Genomic DNA, 19,082 nt, shown 5'->3' on the forward strand with positions numbered 1-19,082 from the left:
CGATTACGCGAACGGTTTAGTGAGTCTTCTTGTACTGCTCGATGACCTCATCGACCACGCTGGTCGCCTCGGTCGCGATGGCCGGGACGGAAGGCGCAGGGGCTGCCTGCGTGGGCTCGTCGTCGCCGTCGAGTTCGTCCACCACCTTCTCGATGGCAGCCTGGTTCTTCACGAACCATGTAGCGCCACCCACGACGGCCGAGAAGCCGACCGCTACCAGATGCACCCACGGGTGTGTGGTGTCGGCATTCAGGAACGCCACGACGCCCTCCATACCTGCCAGCGCAGTGGCGGCGGCGGTGATGGCCTTGTAGATCTCTGCGATCTTCACTTGAAGATCCCTCCCAGCGGGTTGAACTGCTTGATGATTGCCTGGAGCTGGTCGGGGATCAGCGACTCCAACGTCTGAATGACGTTGGGCAGGAACACCTTGTCGATCTGATCGGGGATCAGTTCGTCCAGCTTCTTGGTGACCGCGTCCTCCACAGCCTTCTCGATGACCGGCGTCAACGCCGTCACGACGATTGGGATCACGACCTTCGCGGCCGACTCGATGAAGCTCACTTCGCAGCCGCCTCGTATGCCGTCAGGATGTCGGCCGGAACCTCTGCGAGGATCTTCGCTGCGCGGGCCACCGTCGCGGCGTCAGTCACCACTCCCTCGCCTGCGGCAACGCGAATCACGCGGCGCAGCGAGTCAGGGTCACCCAGCACGGCCAGGCGCTCCACTAGTTCGGAGTGCTCCATGCCGTCGTCGTTGAGCACCATGCCAGCGAGGGTGTCCACTGGTCCCTCACCGGGCTCTGCGTAGATGGAACGCGAGTTCCACTTGTTGGTCAGCTCGAAGTGGACACGCGTCAGCAGTGCCCGGTCGGCGTCAGTGAACATGTCGTCTTCCTCCGTGGTTCCATTTGCGAATTGTGCTACGTAGCTTGCGAATACGTCCCAAGGGAAGTTGGGGCCAACGTCGGTGTGAGTACCGATGCCCAGACCCTTGGTGATGCCGTAGTGGTCGGTGATGCCGTTGCTGGTCTTTAGCGACGAGTAGCCCCCGGCCGCGAAGCCGACGCGGACGGTCGTCTCGATCCCGTACTTGCGGCAGTCCTGTACGGCCAGGTAGGCAGCAACCTTGATTGCCTTGCCGTACTTGCTGAGCCAGTCCGTACGCGACATCGCCGCGTACGATCCAGCGAAGACGAGGTTGATCGAATCTGGATTCGCCGATAGGACGGACCAGCTGCTGAGGTCGGTGTCAACGAGATCCCACGCGACAGCCCCGGAAGCATCAGGGTCCACCGCGTAGTGGTAGGACACCTCGTTGTTGTCCATCCAGTTATCCAGCGCCTGACCCAGCAGGTTGCCTTCCTCCGTGTGGAGGACGAACAGACGCGGATTGTGCCCCTGACGGTTCGACGCGTTCTCGCCGTCGATGATGTTCTTCTCGGTGAACGAGAACGATGGCTGAGTGGGAGTTGTTGGGGCGGTGATTGTTCCGGCCACCGCGTCGTACAGCGCGTTGATGTCATCCCACTGCTCGCGGTAGCGGTCAGGGAACGCCGAGCCCTGGATGGCCTGCGCAGCCTCGCCAGCGGACTGAGCGTTCGACGCGTCGTATCCGCGCTTCTTTAGCCGCGTCTGGAACGAGATGAACGCCTGGTGCGGATCCATCTGCTGAGCAGTCGTCCCCCACCACAGCTCGCCGTTCGGACCCTTCTGCTGCTGCAGGTAGCCGATTGACCGATTATCGTTCGAAACCGAGTCGTGGGAGTAGTTGAACGAATCTCCGTCGTTATGGTTTGCCGGACACCAGAAGCGCCGTGCGTGCGGCGGGTCGTTGTCCTCAACGCCAACCTCGACGGAGACGGCCATCACGTTGAGGATCGCCGCGCCCTTTACGTCGGGCATGCCCAATGTCTTCGCCACGTCGATGGCAATCGCCATGATCTGCTCACGGGCGAGGAGCGGATCATCCTGCAGAAACTGTGTGAAACTCATGCGGCGTCCTGTGCTGAGATGGCTGTGAACTGAGTGCCAGGCGCTAGAAGCGACGCACGCCAGTTCAATCCGTAGTAGGTGTGGCCGTCACCGTGGTCGACCAGGTTCGCCTCGTCGGTCCAGTCGATGACCGGCGTGGCCAGGTTCGTCCCCTGGTACACCGCCACTGTGTTCGTGATCGAGTTGTAGCGAATCGTGTAGTTGTCCAGGTTCGCGGTGACGTGCGGAACCGACTTCCACGTCGTCAAATGCACTGGGCTGGAGCCAACCTCGATGAGCAGGTTGTTGTTGATCAGGCCGGTCTCATGCGTGACGCAGAGGTACTCCGACATGTCCGAGTTCGAGCAGAACGCCACACCCGACTTGCCAGCGCCACGGTTGACCACCGAGTAGTTGATCTCGATGGAGTCGCCACGGAACGGCGCGTACCAAAGCATCGCCGCGTCATCGAAGAGGATCCCGCAGGCCACGCCATTGGGCTGGCCGGACGAGGAGTTGTCCCAGACGGACGGCGCACCGTTCTTGACATCCCACGACGGGTCGACAACCGTTCCCACGGTGCCGAAGTCGTAGTCGTACTGAATCGCGTTGAAATCGGTGTTGTTCTGCGGGTAGTCTGGGTAGCGCGGCTCATTGCGAGTTACGGTGCCCCAGACCGGGATACGGACGTTGGCGTTTACATCCTCGATACTCAGAGCGAACGTGGTGCCGCGCACCAGAAGAGTTGTGTCATCGGACGTTACGTCAGGAAAGGTCACCGCACCGTTGACGACGTACCCCTCCCAAATCGCGAGGGTCTGCTTGAACGAGTTCTTGAACTCGATGAACGCATACGCGCCGTCGCGGAACACCTTCTTCTCGCGAGCGGTCAAAGTGTATGTGTACGTGGGGGTGTCGCCAGTAGCCAGATCCATCACGGCCATGCGGCGACCCAATTCAGGACGCCAAACGCCCATGGTGTACTCCTATTTAGATGATGAGCTTCGCGTGCTGATTCGCCTCACGCAGTGCCATGCGATCCGATTCGCTGATACCTGTTGCGCGGTACAGAAAGTCATCGACAACGTCGGTCAGCTTGTTCAGGCCACGGATCACCTTCTCAAGGCGCTCACGTAGCTCGCTGTTCTCCCGGCGTACCTCTTCACGGAACGCTGCCGACATCCGCTGCAGCAGCTCCGTCTCATCAAGCTTGCGCTTGCGCTTACCAAACACGGTGTCCCACACGTGATTGAAGATTCCACCCGTGGCCGCAGCCGTTGCCAGCCCGAGAAGGGCCTCCCCCAAAGTGATGTGATCCATGTTCTTTTATCTGAGTAGTAGGTGCGGGCGGATTCCCTCCCCGTCGAAACGAGGAGGGAATCCGTAGTGCTACTTGGCCTTCTGAGCCCGCTCGGCGTCCAGCCAGGCGACAGTGTCGGCCTGGATCTTCGCTACAGCTGCCACGTGGTTCTCCGACTGCTCAGCGATGCTCGCCGCGTAGGCGTCCCAGAACGCCTTCTCGTTACCAACAGTGAGGACGTTTGCCATGTGAGTTCTCCTTAACCGACGCGGTAGGCGCGGACAGCAGGGACGGGGATGTGTCGGATCGCGTCTGCAATGCGACGGCCGTGGTTGAAGTAACCCCGGTAGTTGCCGTGTAGGTTGTCCGCACCCGTGATCAGCGCCTGCTGATCGGTCAGGCTGTTGTTGTTGCCACCGTTTCCGGTCCACCAAGGGTTCGTGGGATTCGCCGGGTCGACGTAGAAGGCGCGTGCAACCTCAGCGATGGCCGCGATATGCCCCTGACGGTTCAGGTCGTTCGCCCCACCGGACACGTAGCTCGCAGGGCTGGTGCCGAAGATGGTGTACGGCTCGTTGCCAACATGAATGAACGTCATCAGGCCGTTGGAGTCCAGGGCCAGTGCTTCGTTGTAAACAACCTTCGCGCGGGCCTTCATGGCTGCAGTGCCGCCAGGGTTCACGGCCGCGTCGTTGACGGTTCCGTGCAGGATGTACGCCACAGGGAAGCTGATGCCGGTCATCGGATCGGCCGCACCGATGGCGAACCCGTTCGCGATGGTGGTCTTGCGTGAGGCAGACCCGATACGCGTCGAGTTGATCGAGGATGGAGTGTCGTCCGTTCGGGCGACGGTGTCGCCGTTCTGGAAGAACCCCGTACCGCCCTGCGCGGCATTCCAATGGACGATGCCGGTCGCCTCGAAGAACGCGTCCTGAGGACCGTACGAGAAGTAGGTCTCATCCGAGCCGACGTTCTGGTTGTGCAGCGGCTCGAAGTACGAGTCGCCGTCGAAGATCACCATCGGGCGGGCCGGTGCCGCGTACATCAATGCCGCCGCCTCGATGTTCACCTGCAGGAAGTTGACATTGCCTGCGACATGCACACGGATGCGGCGCTTCTTGTAGCCGCTGCGAGCCACGCCAGGTGTTGCGAACTTGATCGAACGGAAGACGTACCCGGTCAGGCTGGTGCCCAGAGGCTTGTCCTGGAGCTTCACCATGCGGCCGTTGTGCTCGACGTAGACCTGACAGTCGAACGCTCCGGTCGACAGGAACATCAGGTCGAGCTTGTCGCCCGTGTACACGAACTCGAAGCGGGTGGACATGTTGAACGTGCTTCCACCCGAGGCGCGTGCCGAGGTGTCGTTCTTCGCGCCGCCAGCCCAGTTGCCTGGAGTCTGGAACTGCCAGTTCTGGCCCTGCGTGTTGAACTTACCGGCGGTATTCCACGGCACGCCGACGAGACTGTCCATGGTCTGGGCTGATGTGCTGTACGCATCGGTCACGATCTCCGAGGACGGCATCGTGTCGATAATTGGTTCGTAGAGATCAGCCAGACGGACGGTGTCCGTGTAAATAGGAGCTGGCAAAGTCATCCAATCTCAATCAGGTCGAACGTGTAAGTCGTGTTCGACAGAGGTGTTCCTGCAATTTGGAGCACGACCGTTGTGGTCGTCTTGGTGACGAACGGATGCAGGTTCGCTGCAGGCCCGTTCGTCGGTGCCAAGCTCACGTGCGGCACGGTGGGGAACGCAGTTCCGAATGTCAGGGTCGCGAGAGTCCCTGAGGCAGCGGACGTTCCGGTCGTCACGGACACGGACTGCGCGTAGCGACCACCGGCCACACTGGCGGTCGCACCGGTACCGGCATTGGCGTGCGCGGCGATGGTGGGAATCGTTCCGCCAGCGGTGACGGCAGTTGCGATGGCCGCGTCGATGTCAGACTTACGGGCGAGCACGTCGTCGCCCCACTTGAGGTCGCCGTCACCCTTTGGCACAAAGGAGATGTCGACATCCGGCTCTGGTCCGTCCGCAACGATGGTCGCCACAGAGATCGCCACATAGAGGACGATGGGAGCAGCGCCTTGTGGAACTAGGCCGAGGGCGACGTTGGGGTCCGCACCGGACGCCAGCACGGCCGGGAAGTTACCGGCCGAGTGGTTCTGTACGGCAATGAAGTTCACCGCGTTCGGTACCGGCGAGGTGTTGAGGATCGGGTTGCCGTTGGAGTCGAAGATCGCGTTGATCTTCGGGCTCACCAGCGTCTTGTTCGGGACCGTCTGAACGCCGGTCAGTGTGACGAAGCCACTGGAGTCAGTGCCGCCGACGTTGACGTAAATCGAGCCGCCCCAACGCCATAGCAAGTTGGTTGCCTTGTCGACGTAGATGATGTCGGTGACGCCAGTCGCTGGGAATGCAGCCTTGTTGACGTACTCCTCGACCTGGTCAACGAAGAAGACCTGGCCGATGTAGTACAGCGCGTTCCAATGCGACGAGCCGTCGCCGACCTTCAGCTTGCCAGTGTCGGTCTCAGCGCCAAGTTCGCCAGCCGCCAGGAGCGTGTTAGCGGATGTCCACTGCGCAGCGGTGCCGCGACGTAGTTGAATCTGCGCCATCATGCACGCCGAACGGGGATGAGTTCCGAAACAGCCTGATGTCCACGGGGATTGAAGTGCGTGTCGTCCGCGTTGAACACTGACCGGATCCGGCCGGGAGTTGCCCAGTCAGTCACGATGGAGTCAACGTCCATGCAGGACTCGGTGCCCACCGGCAGCATGTGCAGCCAGGTGTTCATCGCTACGCGCTTAGCTTCGGAGGCACCGGCCGAGAACTCCATGCGCGGTGGGATGTTGGTGATCAGGTGGCGGGCGTTCGGATACTTCGCCTTGCCGTTCTTGATTGCGCCACGCATGTTCGCCTGCGCATCAGCGACAGTCGAGTCCACGGTGTCCGAGGACGCCAGGGCGAAGTACAGCACCACGTCTGGATCGAAAGCCGTGTCGCATGAGTCGAACACAGTCCAGCGAGTGAAGTCGGTGGCAAAGTGTCCGGCCCAGCTGCCCGACATCGATAGGTTCGCAGCCACACCACCCTGCGCCTTGGCCCATAGCTGCGGCCAAGAGCTGAGCGTGCCGTAGTTGTCGCCAGTGCCGTTGCTGGACGAGTTCGACAGCGAGTTGCCGACGACCAGAATGCGTGGGGCACCAGCGTCGGCGTACTCGTACTCGATCCACATCTGGAACCACGCCGCGTTGTTCTGCCGCGCAATACCCACAGGGTTCTGGACGCCAGCGTCCGTGGCCAATAGGGACTGCCAACTGAGCCCGCCCGAGAACGCCATACCGCCGGACGCCGAAGTGGTCCAGCCGGTCGACAGCATCAGCGTGCGGTGGTCGACGGCCACCTGCGTCAGGTCGACCCATGGGGTGATTAGCTCGCCGCCCGAGGCAAGCGTCGTCGGAGCCTGAATAAGAGTCGGCGCAGCCGTGAAGTTGCCGTTCGGTTCACCATTCGCGTCAACAGCCGGAATGCCGTAGTACAGCGACAGGCCGGTGATGTCGCCGGTCAGCACCACGTCAGCGAGGTGGTCGCGGTTACGCACGTGTACACGCATGCGGGTAGCGGCCACCGGGAGCTGGAACAGCTGGCGGTTCGTGAACGGCTGATTCGGCCAACTCGACGCATGGCTCTTCGTCAACTCAAACGAGTAAATGCCAGTACGCACACCGGGGGTGGCCAGCGAGTACGGAAGGTCAATCCACGCCAAAACGCCGTCTCCAGTCTTAGTGCGCTTCGTGTCGGTCTCGTAGCCCACTTCGCCTGGGCCGAGGGTGGGATTCGCGGTCGTCCACTGCGCGGCTGTACCGCGACGTGGCTCGATCCGAATGATCGTCATTAGGGGGATCCGCCTTCGAGGAGTCCGATGCCGGGATCCGATGGAGTGCCACCGTCGATCCCGCCCATCGATAGGTAGTTCAGCGCCAGCGGAACGGTCTCAGTGCCGTTGTTCAGTTCGAACTGCACAGTGCCGTCGAGGTTTACGTGCCCCTCGCCGGTGAAGCTGATGCCAGTGAGGCCCTGCGTCACGCCTGTTACCGGCGCTGCGGGTACGGGGATCAGTTCCGCGAAACGCTTGAGCCCGCCGACTGTTGGCGAGTTGAAGTAGAACGGGTTCAACGCAACCGGTCGAGTCGTGCCAGGAATGTGAATATTCTTGTAGCGCACGTAGATTGACAAATCGCCGGCAATGCCGAGAGCGGGAGTGTTGGCGAGCAGATACACAGGGCCACCAACGGTCCCGTCATCCTTCTGCCGCAGGAACGACCCATCCGGCTGAATGACCGCGACAACTTCCTTCGAACTGATCACCGCAGCGGGCGGCACAGTCTCGCCAAAACGGAACAGCTCACCAGGAGCGAGGTTGTACTTGAAGATCACCAGTCCCGACGTGGGAGCCACCAGGTCTGGGTACGGGCCAGCGTCAGCGCCGTCATCGCCGGGGACGAGGATCGGGCCATCGATCTGGAAGAAGGTTGGGTCAGCCATCACGAAACCCCGTACATCGCGGTGTAGTCGGCCTGTGTCAACACGGAGATGACCCCGTTGAACACGACCTTCTTGTCACCGATGTGAGCCTCCATCAGAGATGGCAGCCCGCCCTGCGAGGTGGCGTCCTTGGAAACCTGTAGACGCCAACCCATCTCCCCATCGGGATCAGTCGACAGAGAGGCGACAGACACCGCCCCACGCCAGCCCTGCGCGTTGAGATCCACGAGGATCCCGAACAGCTCAGCTGGGGTGGTGATGTCGTCGGCATCGAAGTCAATGCTTGGCATGAAGTTCCTTTAAGCGGCAGCGAGCCGGTCGTTGGCCGTGAAGCTCTGTAGTCCTGGGGGGCCGACCTGAACGAAGGTGAATGGCGGGAGATACTGCGTGCCCGCGAACATCGTCAGACCGACAAATCGGTTACTGGACCCAATGAGTGATGTGCCCGAAGTGTCGGTGGCGCGGAGAACCTCCGTGCCGTTCTGGTAGAGGACGAACTCGCGAACATCGTTGGTAGTGCCCAACTTCAAGGTCCAGCGGTCACCACTGGCGGTGGACACGGAGCCCGACCCGATAGTGGTCGCCACTCCCCCGACAACGATGGCGATGTAGCAGGCGTTGTTCGTGATCGTCGCCTCGACGCGGTTGGTCATCGCCGCGTCACAGCGTCCGAAGAGACTCAGGTACGTCGGGTTGGTAATAACCGGGAAGGCAGCTGCCGTGACGAACGCAACCGACTGTGTGTTCGTGGCCAGAGGCGTGTTGTGACGGACCAGCGCACCACCGTCAGCACCGCCGATGGAAGTCCAGAAGAGGTTGTTGCCGTCAGTCTGCGGAGTCCAGGGCCCGACGCCAAACAGTGAGACGGTGTAGTTGGGGCCGGGGTTGGTAGCCGTGCGGGCGAACGTGTCATCGATCAGGACGCCGCCAGGGACATTGCCCTGCGCCAGCTTGCCCTCAAGCTGCGCCACACCGACATTCGCGTTATCGGCAGAAGCCTGGGCGGTGTCGATCGCGACCCACTTGCCGGTAATGAACGGTCCCAGAATTGGGATACCGCCCACCAGTCCGGTGATCGCCTGCGTGATGCCACCGATAACCGCCTGCGCAAGGCCAAGAGCGGACTCCAGGCCCTCATAGACAGCGCCGAACACCGTTGTGATGATGTTGTTGCCTGCGACCTGCGTCTTCTTGTCGGCGGTCACAGCAGCCTGCGTGCGACCGACCAATGCCGAGAAGCCCCCGCCAACGAGCGAGCCATCGAGAGCGCCTGGAGTCATCTGACTCGGATCGCTACCCGAAGGCATCGTCATCCCTGGCCACCTCCCTGCTGCTGCACGAACTGGGCTAGGCGCATCATGTCGGCGACGTTCTTCTGTAGCTCACTCACGGCGACGGTGCGCTCGGCTTCCGTGCCGCTGTCTCGGATGCGCCGGATCTCATCCACGAACCCAGGATTCGACTCCGCGATCATCTCCAGGACTTCGTCGCATTCCTGCTCGAAAGTCGCTGCCTCGGGCGGCTTCTCATCAACAAGTGTTCCGACAGCGAACTGACTCCCGCCCTTAACCCACTTCGTCTGCAGCTCTGGGTGCCAACGAAATCCCAAGTCCCACAACTGCTCTGACCAGGAATCCCAGCCTTGAATCAGGACCAGCTGCTGATTGGAGAAAGTTCCGCCACGCGGATCAGGGAAGCCTGCGGCCATAGCCCAGGCCATGCCCTTGGGGTGGTTTGGATCGGCGGGATGATGGCTTAGTGGCATTACGCCTGCTCCTCATCTACCTATAATTGATTATACCGGCTGTTTGCTGGCTACTTACGCCGTGAGATGAACGCCGATGTTGTTCAGGATGTCTCGCGTCTTCTTCGCCAGACGGGCCATTCGCTCACCGGCAGACAGTGCGGCCTTGTTCTGACCGAACTTGCACTGGAACGACAGTGGCGTGTCGCCGCTGTTGTCCCACGACGGGATGATTTCCTCGCACTGGTTGACGAAGATCAGGTTGTCGTAGCCACGGCACGTCGACCCAACGCGGGATCCGATCTGGAAGTGAACGCCGGGGATGATCCAGGAGTTGCCGCGCAGCGACAGCGTGTGCGAGGTCTCCGACTTGGATGCAAGGAAGCCACCACGCAGCGCCGCCAGAGCGGACAGCGACCACGAATTGTTCTCTGCGCCCTGCTGGTACAGCTCCCACAGGTGGACCCAGCCGAGGTTCTGCGCACGGCCGACGTTCTTCCACTCCAGCCACGCCGCGATGGTCCCGACGATGAATGGCATGATTACACTGCTGGCAATGTCACCCAGGGAAGAGAAACCGCCGAGAAGGAAGTAACCGATCAAAGACCCTGTGGTTTCGATGATTAGCTTCGCAATGGCGTCGGCAGCCGGGTTGTCGCCACCCACAATCACGGAGACCGCGGTGGCTGGAGACCACGTCAGCTGAGACGTTTCGATCGGCGTGTACGCGGAGTCTCGGATGACGAGCCATGGAGCTGCGGCCAGAGTTCCAAGGAACCCTGGCCCCCAGTATTCATCTGGGTAGAGGCTCTCGTCGTCGGTGATCTCCAGTGCCGAATCCTCAACGAAACCACCGATGTACTGCGCCACCGAACGGAACATGCCGTCCGCGATGGTGCCGCCCAGGAACGTGCCAGTCAGGGGGCTGTAGTAGCCGCTGTCGTCAACGAACTCGAAGACGAGCGCACCATTGGCCGGTGTATCCACGAAGAGCAGGCCGGTCTCGACCTCACCCTCGTCCGTGAAGATCCGACGCCAGCGGAGGGTGATCTGTGCATCATCGAGCGCATCGGCGATGACGCTGTCGAGTGGATTCATTCGAGTGCCGAGGACAGTCCACAGCGACGAATCATCAAGTGGCAGAGGGTTGCACTTGATGTGAACCTGCCAGTTATGCCACTCTGTCGGCGAGAGGGCAAGCCACTGTTCGAAGTCGAACGGGTCGTCTGGGATTTCCCACAGGTTGCCCTCCTTTCGAATCAGGTTGAGCAGGATCATGATCGAGCACGCCCACTTCGCGGGACCAAAAATCGGCAACACGCGAGGCCACTGGAAGACCGGGATTGGAAGCACGGGATTCGGTGGGCCAAGCAGGAACTGGAGGAACTGAAGGTCGTCCATGAAGTTCAGTTCCATGTAGTGCATGCCGTCGCGCATCTTCACCGAGTGGTTCGACAGCAGGCCCGTCCAGCGCAGCTTCCCGCCGAAGAAGTCGACGCGGATGATGATGTTCTTGAGCTGGTTCGGGTCGTTCGGCACTGAGCGCAGCCACTCACTGATGTAGTGGTCAAAGCGCAATTCCATTGTGCCCGCCGCGCTTACGTTCTTCTTGAATGGGAACGAAGCGCGAATGGTGTCCTGGTAGGCGACACGGCCGTAGTACTCCAGGCCCACCGCAGACGGATCCGATGGGTTCCGGTAGAAGGTGATCATCGGCTTCGCGCGGCGGAGTACGTACAGCTGCTCACGCCATGCTTCTACTGACTGGTCGATGTCGACCAGTTCGTCAAGGCGACTCACATATATCCCAATCCGACAGGGCGGGACCATGGACGCGAGTACCACTTCGGCACTTCGAGCTTGAGAGCGAAGCCGCCAGCGGCATCAGATACCTGAACCGGGATCGTCTTGTACGTCCCACCAGCGATGGGGTACAGGAGATCCTGGCCCTTCCACAGTCCCTGCAGGTTCATTCGGTTCTTGGCTAGAAGGGTCTGCACGCGTGGGTCAGAGTTGGCCACGCAGCCTGCGCCCTTCGGGATGAAAGGTGTTGGAACGGTACGACCGGCGTCCTGGACGCCACGCCCGAACTCGTTATTGCCCCAAGAGAAGTCGGGCAGCCGATACCGGGCCTGGTCGGTCAGAGTCCACTTCGGCCACACCGGCACGTCGCAGTCGACGGACAGCTTGAACTTCTTGGTGGCCTTCACCGCGTCCATGTCCCACGTGTAGAAGTCGGACGGCCCGACGAAGAACGGCAGCTCAGCGGCGCACGTCATCACGACCGTGGAGCAGGCGTAAAGGGCGGGATCCTTGCCCTCCCAGTCAGCGGACGTGTACGCCTCGGGCTCGTTCAAGAGACGAACCTTCAACTCGCGCCAGCCATCTGACGTGGTGAATCGGATCGTGGTTTCCTTCACGTAGTCGAACGCGAAGCGCCACGCCGAGTCAATGGAACGCCACAGCTCTGGGTCGCCGTTGTCGGCGAAGATGTTGACGGTGAACACGATGTCTCGCCGCTCCCAGCGGAAGTCCACGAACGTCTGGCCGAAAGCGCCTGGGAGCCAAAGGGACTTGACTGGCGCGTCGATGAAGCCCTTGAGCTTCGGCATCAATTCGACGCCCTGGTTACCCTTGCCGGGACCAGAGATCTCGAAATGCTCACCGTGGATACCGAAGATCTCGATCTTCGCGGTGCGATCAATTGTGTCCATCGTCACCCGAACTTGTTGATGTAGGGCATCTGCTGCTGGGAGTCCAAGCGGTCCTGCGTGCGCTTGAGGTCGTCAAACGACGTGACGTTTACGTCACCGTTGTGGACCTTCTGGTAGACCGGCGCGACAGGGGTCTGCGCCTGACGGGCAGGCAGCAGCGGGACACCCGATGCGGATGAGGTGGAGCCGCCAGTGGCAGTGCCGACCAGCAGCGAGGAGATGACATTCGCGACACCCGTAGCAACCTGGCCACCGATCTGGAAGCCCGCCTGGATGCCAGCACCGGCAGCGGAGCCAGCACCTGGAGCGAATGCATTACCGGCCAAAGAAGCGGCCGTCGAGGCAATCGAGCCGAGAGTGCTTGCCGCACCCTGAATCCCCGAAGAGATCGCCGGTAGGGTGTGATCCGACGACGTGGGCGCAGCGCCCAGCGTTGCGCGAGGATCGACCTGGCTCGACGGATCGGCACCAGGCTGTCCCTGGCCGACCGCGCCTCCACCGCCGCCAATCGCCTGCCCAAGCCCACCGATGGCGGTCAGCGCATCGGAGACCTGAGGAGTCGCACCGGGGTCGGGCGCGGGAGCAGTCGCCCCCGGCCCCAGTGCGCCTCCAGTCGAAGGGCTTCCCTGATCTCCGACACCGGGAGGTGCGAGACCGGGAGCCGCAGGGCCAGGCAGTGCTCCGTTCGGGCCAGGCTGACCTGGCGCGCCCAGAGCTGGCTCAGGGGGAGCTGGTGGTGCAATCGGCATTGGGCCGTTTGGCGCACCGCCACCCGGTGCGGGGACCGGAGGTGGTGGCATCAGCGGCCAACCACCGCCAGCGAAGTGGCCGATACTCATGCGGCGCGGGTTGACGTTGCCGCCGTTCCCGCCACCCGGCCAGCCGCCAGTCGCGAAGCGGGGCATTGACATACTGTTCAGCGCGTTGAACAGGCCAGGGCCGTAGTACTTCGTGGCCGCAGCGTTCGTGCGGTACTCACCCTTAGACAGCCACGCAGGACCGGCTGCACCCATACCGCCCGTCGCGTACGAGTGCGGAGACTGCGCCAGCCAATGCTGATAGGCCGCAGTAGGAGTGCCATAGCGCGACTTGATGTATGCCATGCCAGCGACGGCCTGCGAGTACGGATCCTGCGAGTACGCGCCCATCGCGCCGAACTCGTCGTTCTCATGACCCTTGAACTGGAACAGTCCAAAGGCGTTGCCGTTGCGGGCGGTTGGATCCCAAGAACTTTCACCCTGGACCAGCTTCTCCAGCGCAGGCCACTCCGACTCCTGGAAGCCAGCAGCCAACATCGCCTTGTGGACGACGGTCTTCGGATCGCTACCGTTAGCCTCAGGTCCATTGCCTGCGTTCGGGTCACTCCCGAAACCGGCCGCACCCAGCAGGCCATTCAGCTCAGGGCTAACCCCGGCGACACCATTGAGGTTGTCCGAGATCGCCTGGTCTGCAATGCCAGTCGAGTCGGAGCTGTTCGCGCCACCGAACTGGCCGTTGCCGATGATGTCGTTGGCGACACCCTGGCCGAATCCGGCGATGCCCGAGAAGTTGATGCCGGTGATGCCGTCGAGGAACTGCAGACCGATTGACGACAGTGACCCGCCGACGTTGTTCGCCAGGCCAGCCAGGTACTCCTGCGGAGACTGCTTCTTACCGCCGCCAGCGCCACCAGGCAGGCTGAGGCCGAGTCCCCCACTGGCCGACAGCGCAGAGAGGGTGCCGTTGTCCGGCAGCGGCAGGTGCATGACGTTCGGGAATCCGGTTGCGCCCTGCGAACCCTGCCCCAGAACGATTCCCGTAGCAGTGCCCTGCGCGTCGATGTGCTCGCCGCTCGGCAGCGTGATCCCGGTGTGCTCGCCGTTCCAGCCGATAGTTAGCGTGCCCGGTCCACCATCGCCAGCGATGAAGCCGCGCTGAGCCAGCGCCTCACCCTCATTGCCGGTCGCGAAACGCCCACCAGCGAACGGATCCTGTCCGGTCGCGATGTTCGCCAAAGCCGCCGCCAGGCCCGAGCAGTCCATGCCCTCAGCCGAGAAGCCACCCCACTGGTACGGCACCTTGCCCGCAACGGCCTGCGCGAACTGCTGAATGCGCGTGGCAGTCGGGCCGGACATCGCGAGCTGCGACTGCCCAGTGAATGGATTCGTGGCCACCGAGTAGATCGGCGAGTTCGGAACCTGGACCTCAGGAGTCGGAGTCGTCGGAATGTCCGGCGTGACAGGAGGAGTGGTGCCAGGCGTATAGGTGGGCACATTCTCAGTAGGTGTGCCCGTCAAGGTCACCCCAGGAGCGGTCAAACCAGGGTCTGTGATGCTCTGAGTCGGCCCAGCAGGAGCTGCCGGTGCAACCGGAGGGGTTGGCGTAGCTGGGGCCGTAGGAGGCGCTACAGGCGGCGCAGGAGGCGCGGGCGGAGCTGCAGGCATAGGAGGGCCGAGTACCGGCGCAGAAGGCAGCGGAGCGCCACCGGCAACCCCCGACAGCAGCCCAGTCAAGCCAGGCCCAGGGGCAGGCGAAGTGGAAGTACCCAGCCCTGGCAGCAGCCCCCCAGGAGCGGGAGCAGGGGCGGGCGTCGGCGGAATCACCGGAGGCGGCGACAGAGGCCACCAACCACCACCTGCAAGTCCAGGGATCGCCTCGCGCGGGATCTGCTGGTTGTTCAGGGCATCAAAGAGCCCAACACCGTAGTGCTGCACCGCAGCTGCGCGTGCAATGTGCTCGCCACGCGACACCATCGCCAGGTTCGAGTCACTGGTAGGTCCACCAATACCGCCGACCAGACCACCGTTCGCGTAGAAGCCCGAGATACGCGGCAGCCACTGGTCCGTGATGTCCGGCGGGATCGTAACCGTTACCACGCCAGTGGGATCCGGCTGCGAGAACGTGATGCCGTACTGATCGCCCAGCGCCTTCTCCGCAGCGATACCAGGGTTCTGGTTCAGCTGGATCTGACCCTCGCCACCAACGGTGAGGGTCTGTGAGCCGGGAGCAATCCCGTACTGGCCCAACGCCTGCTGCGCAAGAGGGCTCAGTTGACGAGGTCCGGCCGCAGTCTGTGAGACGCTGAGGTTTAGAGCACCCTGAGCGGCGTTCTGCTCATGGGTGTTCTGCAGCACCTGAGTGACGCCGAACAGATCCTTGCCCGCAGGCGACAGTGAGTTGGCGACCTTCGCGAGATCAGGGATGACAATGGGAACCGCGCCGCCACGGCCATTGGAGACCGTCTTCGGGTGGCTGATCGCGTCGTTGACCTTCTTCGACTCAGCGTCATACCCGGCACCGGCTCGCGCCAGATCCAGTGGCGTGATGCCGTACGCGTCGAACTTCGCCTTGTTGTTCTTGTACTCGTCAGTCGCCTCGATCTGGTTCGCCAGATCCTGCGTGCGAGCGTCCTGGTCCTTCTGGAACTGTGCCGCCTGATTCGGGGCCGCAGCAGTGATCGTGGTCGTGCGCTGGTTCAGGCCCAGGCGGGACATCGCGTCGGCCGGAATGAAATTGGAGTCGACGCCAGGGATCGGAGTCGCCGACTTGAACTGCTTGAGAGTGTCGTTCAGCGACTGCGACGTGAACCCGCCAGTGGTCGAGTCCAGCGTCGTCGCGAGGTTCTTGAGGGCGTCATCCTGCGCCTTCGCGTCACGCGCAGCGTTGCGGTGAGCCTCGCCCAGCTTCTCCACCAAAGTGGTGACGGCGAGGAGTCCGACAGACAGCAGTGCGGGGCCAGCCAGCGCACCAGCCAGGCCCTTGAGGCGCGTACCCAGGGAGCCGACGCTCGACCCGTTGACCTTCTCGCCGGTCTCCTCGGCGGTCTGAGCAACCGTGTTCAGCTTGCCGGTGACGATGTCCGACGACGAACCGACCTCATTGAACGCAGAGACGAACGTGCGAGCCCGAGTCGTGGTGCCAGCAGTCTTCGTGCCGACGTTGCCGACCGCAGTCGCAGTCTTGCCCGCCTGCTTCTCGCTCGAAGCCATCGCGGTCTCGGCGTCACCAAGCGCCTTGGTCGATTCCCCGGTGGAGGACGTTGCCTTCTTTTCGGCTTCATCGAACTTGGTGACCGTATCCGCTGCAGCCGTTGTCTTCTCGGCCAGAGCATCGGTCTCCTCGGCCAGTTTCTTCGCGGCCTCTGCAGCAGCCGCTAGGTCAGTGCCGCGCCATGCCTGGGCAACCCGGCGCTCTCCCTCAGCCTTGTCCTGCGGCTGAACCAATGAGGTCTCGCCGAGACCCTGTGGCTTGTACACCACGCGAGGAGGGGCCTGGTTGTAGTTGGCCGGATTCAGGCCAGCCGACGCCATGAGGGCGCGAACCTGCTGCGCGGCATCAGCACTAGGCAGTACCTGGCCAGCGACACCTCGCGCAGTCAGCAGCGACCGGTTCTGCGCACGCTGGATCGGAGCCGGAACAGGAGAGACCACCTGGACCTGACGCTCAATGGCCGCCCGCTGGGCTGCAATGGCAACCTGGCGAGCCTTCTCGTCAGCGACCTGACGGTTTGCCATTCCCTTGTAGATAGACTCAGCCCGAGCGAGATTCGCATCTTCCGACACCTGGCGCAGGGCTGCCGCCTGAGCGTCATTGCGCTTCGAGACACCAACGACCGAGCCAGCAACAGTGCCGCCGCCGATGTCTGCCATCGCAGCACGCGTCTCGACAGCCTCGCCCTTGAGGCGCTTCAGGCTGTCGGCCGTCGCCTGGATTCCGGCCACGTTGCGGAACGGGCTGTTCTGCGAGGCAGCAGCAGCGACGATCTTGTTATAGTTCGACCACGCGCCTGTGACGCCCTCGATGATCGGCTTGACGGTCTTGAACGTCAGGTACGTCTCCAACAGCGTGCCGAGCAGGCCCGTGTTGCGCTGGATGAAATCAGCTGCCTTGAGCAGAGATCCGGCGACCTCAAAGAACGCCCCCGACCAGTCGCGAGCAATGTCGCGGACCTCGCCGAGGAAAGGAGCCATCTGCTTGACGGCGTTAGTGATCTGACCGATGAAAACCTTGGCCTGCTGGAAGTAATCGGCCAGGCCGGTCTTGCCCTTCTGGGTGTTTAGCAGCGCAGCAAGCTGTCCGGTCGCATCCTCCAGCGTCTTGACGAAGCCGCCCTGGTGACCCGACACCTTGTCGAATGCCTCGCCAATCGAGGTCATGATCGAGCCGATATTCACCGCAGCGTTGCCGATGGAGTCAACAGCCTTGAGGCCGTTGTCAATCCACTTGTCCAGAGCGCCGTTGCCCGAGATCTTCTCGGTCCATGCATCGAAGCGCGTGAAGACCTTCTCGGCAGCCGCACCGATACGCGGCAGGAAGTCAGCCGACTCCTTAGTCAGACGGGCAACACCCTCGACCAGGGGGTTCATCGCCCGTGAGAAGTTCTGCAGCCCACCGCTGGTGTCGCCGAAGATGCGCTGCACCAGAGTCTGATTGGTGTCGCTACCCAGCGACTCCGCGATGGACTTGAAGTTCGCGTTCAGCCCCGACGCGACACGCGACAGGCCGATCTCCAGGCCAGGCAGGGAACGCTGACCGAGGTTGATGACAGCCTTGTCGATTCCGTCGAACAGGTTGTTCTGGACCGACGTAGTCAGCTGCTTCCAGGCACCCTTGAACGACAGGACGGCATTGATCGCCGACTGAGCATGCGGAGCCAGCTTCGCCAGCTGCGTAGCGAACGTGTCTGCGCCAAGGTTCTTCTGGTTGACCTTGTCCTGCGCATCGGCGATGCGATCCAGGGCCTGGACAACCGAATCTGAGCCCGCGACACCCTTCGCGTTCGCATCAGCTGCGTCCTGCGACGTGCGCTGAGCCTTCACCCGCACGTCCTGCAGGTGATCAATCGCCTCCAGGTAATCGATCTGGTCGCGCTTCAGTTCAGTGATCGAACGCTGCCCGCCCTGACGGAGCTTGTCGGCAGCCTCCTGCACGCTCAGCACCGCGTCCGCAACGTTCAGGCTCGACCGGCGGTTCTCCGAGTTCAGATCCTGGATCGAGCGGATCGTGTCGCGGACAGCCGACTTGTAGTCGCTGTACGAGCGGGACAGATCGCGGTTAGCCTTCTGCTGATCCTGAGCCGCCTTCGTGGCATCCTTCTGGTCAGTCGAGAACGCCTTGAACGTGGCCGAAATACCAGTCATGCCAATGGCAAGAGCGCCCACCGACGCCAGAGCGCCACCCAAGATGCCGGGGAGCGCCAGACCGGCCTCAGCCAACGCATCTAGGCCCGACGCAGCACTGCCAGCCGCATACGCGAGAGCTGGCAGGGCGTCGAGCCCAACAACCTTGATTTGCAGGCGAAGTGCCTGAGAAAGCGAGTTACGCTTGAAGATGTGCTCGACCTGTGTCAGGTCGCGCTTGAACGCCTGAAAGTCGGCACGGACAGGGACATTGACTGCGTTGAGACGCTGGCGTGCCCGCCACGCGTCCATCTCCGCGTCAGCCTTGGCGAAGTTCGGATCGAGCCCAATCTCGATGGGCTTGAACCGCATCTCCCTGAGCTGACGATCCGCACTCGTCTTGAACCCCGTTAGAGTGGGGATGATGCGGATTGCAGCCTCGCCCGCGAGGGTGGCCATGGTTAAGACCCCTTAGCTGCCTTAGCCCGCCGCTGTTCGGCCCGCTCACGGTTGCGCTGACTGCGCTTCTGGGCGGCCTCAACAGCAGAGACGGTCTTGATGATTTTCCGCTGAGTGCGCAGCTCCAAGCCCGGAATAATGGGGCGTGGCAACTGCTTTCCGATCTGCAGCTCAATCAGAGTCTTGAGCAGTGAGATCGTTTCTGTATGTCCGAAAATCCTCGGACGACGCGGACCATCGTCAGAGTCCTT

Annotated in this window: 16 protein-coding genes; all 16 read right to left on the reverse strand. The window is 62.3% G+C overall.

Annotated elements, in window-relative coordinates; all coding sequences use genetic code 11:
• Positions 1-16: 16 nt before the first annotated feature.
• Positions 17-331 (reverse strand): hypothetical protein, encoded by a 315-nt coding sequence (locus tag HNP02_RS35165; protein ID WP_184445279.1) that lies wholly within the window; start codon positions 329-331, stop codon positions 17-19.
• Positions 328-564 carry a hypothetical protein gene (locus HNP02_RS35170; RefSeq protein ID WP_184445280.1) on the reverse strand — a complete coding sequence of 79 codons (237 nt, stop codon included), beginning with the start codon at positions 562-564 and terminating at the stop codon, positions 328-330. The genes HNP02_RS35165 and HNP02_RS35170 overlap by 4 nt, the downstream gene beginning before the upstream one ends.
• On the reverse strand, positions 561-1,994 hold the full coding sequence (locus tag HNP02_RS35175; protein WP_184445281.1) for an N-acetylmuramoyl-L-alanine amidase: 1,434 nt from the start codon (positions 1,992-1,994) through the stop codon (positions 561-563). Before HNP02_RS35175 ends, HNP02_RS35170 begins: the two co-directional genes overlap by 4 nt.
• A complete protein-coding gene (locus HNP02_RS35180; RefSeq protein WP_184445282.1) occupies positions 1,991-2,950 on the reverse strand; it encodes a hypothetical protein in 960 nt (319 codons plus the stop codon). Before HNP02_RS35180 ends, HNP02_RS35175 begins: the two co-directional genes overlap by 4 nt.
• A 13-nt stretch (positions 2,951-2,963) precedes the next feature.
• On the reverse strand, positions 2,964-3,293 hold the full coding sequence (locus HNP02_RS35185; protein ID WP_184445283.1) for a hypothetical protein: 330 nt from the start codon (positions 3,291-3,293) through the stop codon (positions 2,964-2,966).
• Positions 3,294-3,362: 69 nt separating this feature from the next.
• The gene (locus tag HNP02_RS35190; RefSeq protein WP_184445284.1) at positions 3,363-3,521 is read right to left on the reverse strand and encodes a hypothetical protein; all 159 of its coding nucleotides are present in this window, start codon (positions 3,519-3,521) and stop codon (positions 3,363-3,365) included.
• 11 nt (positions 3,522-3,532) lie between these two features.
• Positions 3,533-4,867 (reverse strand): hypothetical protein, encoded by a 1,335-nt coding sequence (locus HNP02_RS35195; RefSeq protein ID WP_184445285.1) that lies wholly within the window; start codon positions 4,865-4,867, stop codon positions 3,533-3,535.
• Positions 4,864-5,886: a hypothetical protein gene (locus HNP02_RS35200; protein ID WP_221318377.1), complete on the reverse strand. Its 1,023-nt coding sequence runs from the start codon at positions 5,884-5,886 to the stop codon at positions 4,864-4,866. The genes HNP02_RS35195 and HNP02_RS35200 overlap by 4 nt, the downstream gene beginning before the upstream one ends.
• Complete coding sequence (locus HNP02_RS35205) at positions 5,886-7,166, reverse strand: hypothetical protein (protein WP_184445287.1); 1,281 nt, start codon at positions 7,164-7,166, stop codon at positions 5,886-5,888. Before HNP02_RS35205 ends, HNP02_RS35200 begins: the two co-directional genes overlap by 1 nt.
• Positions 7,166-7,816 (reverse strand): hypothetical protein, encoded by a 651-nt coding sequence (locus tag HNP02_RS35210; protein ID WP_184445288.1) that lies wholly within the window; start codon positions 7,814-7,816, stop codon positions 7,166-7,168. Before HNP02_RS35210 ends, HNP02_RS35205 begins: the two co-directional genes overlap by 1 nt.
• Positions 7,816-8,106, reverse strand: a complete 291-nt coding sequence (locus HNP02_RS35215) for a hypothetical protein (protein WP_184445289.1) — start codon at positions 8,104-8,106, stop codon at positions 7,816-7,818. The genes HNP02_RS35210 and HNP02_RS35215 overlap by 1 nt, the downstream gene beginning before the upstream one ends.
• A gap of 9 nt (positions 8,107-8,115) precedes the next feature.
• Positions 8,116-9,129 carry a hypothetical protein gene (locus HNP02_RS35220; protein ID WP_184445290.1) on the reverse strand — a complete coding sequence of 338 codons (1,014 nt, stop codon included), beginning with the start codon at positions 9,127-9,129 and terminating at the stop codon, positions 8,116-8,118.
• Positions 9,126-9,581, reverse strand: coding sequence for a hypothetical protein (locus tag HNP02_RS35225; protein ID WP_184445291.1), 456 nt, complete (start codon positions 9,579-9,581; stop codon positions 9,126-9,128). The genes HNP02_RS35220 and HNP02_RS35225 overlap by 4 nt, the downstream gene beginning before the upstream one ends.
• Positions 9,582-9,635: 54 nt before the next feature.
• Positions 9,636-11,360 carry a hypothetical protein gene (locus tag HNP02_RS35230; protein WP_184445292.1) on the reverse strand — a complete coding sequence of 575 codons (1,725 nt, stop codon included), beginning with the start codon at positions 11,358-11,360 and terminating at the stop codon, positions 9,636-9,638.
• Entirely contained in the window at positions 11,357-12,274 is a 918-nt protein-coding gene (locus HNP02_RS35235) for a hypothetical protein (RefSeq protein ID WP_184445293.1), read from the reverse strand. The genes HNP02_RS35230 and HNP02_RS35235 overlap by 4 nt, the downstream gene beginning before the upstream one ends.
• A gap of 2 nt (positions 12,275-12,276) precedes the next feature.
• Complete coding sequence (locus tag HNP02_RS35240) at positions 12,277-18,831, reverse strand: transglycosylase SLT domain-containing protein (RefSeq protein WP_184445294.1); 6,555 nt, start codon at positions 18,829-18,831, stop codon at positions 12,277-12,279.
• Between the last annotated feature and the right edge of the window lie 251 nt (positions 18,832-19,082).

Origin of the sequence: Mycobacterium sp. AZCC_0083 (assembly GCF_014202335.1) — a bacterium.
GTDB lineage: Bacteria > Actinomycetota > Actinomycetes > Mycobacteriales > Mycobacteriaceae > Mycobacterium.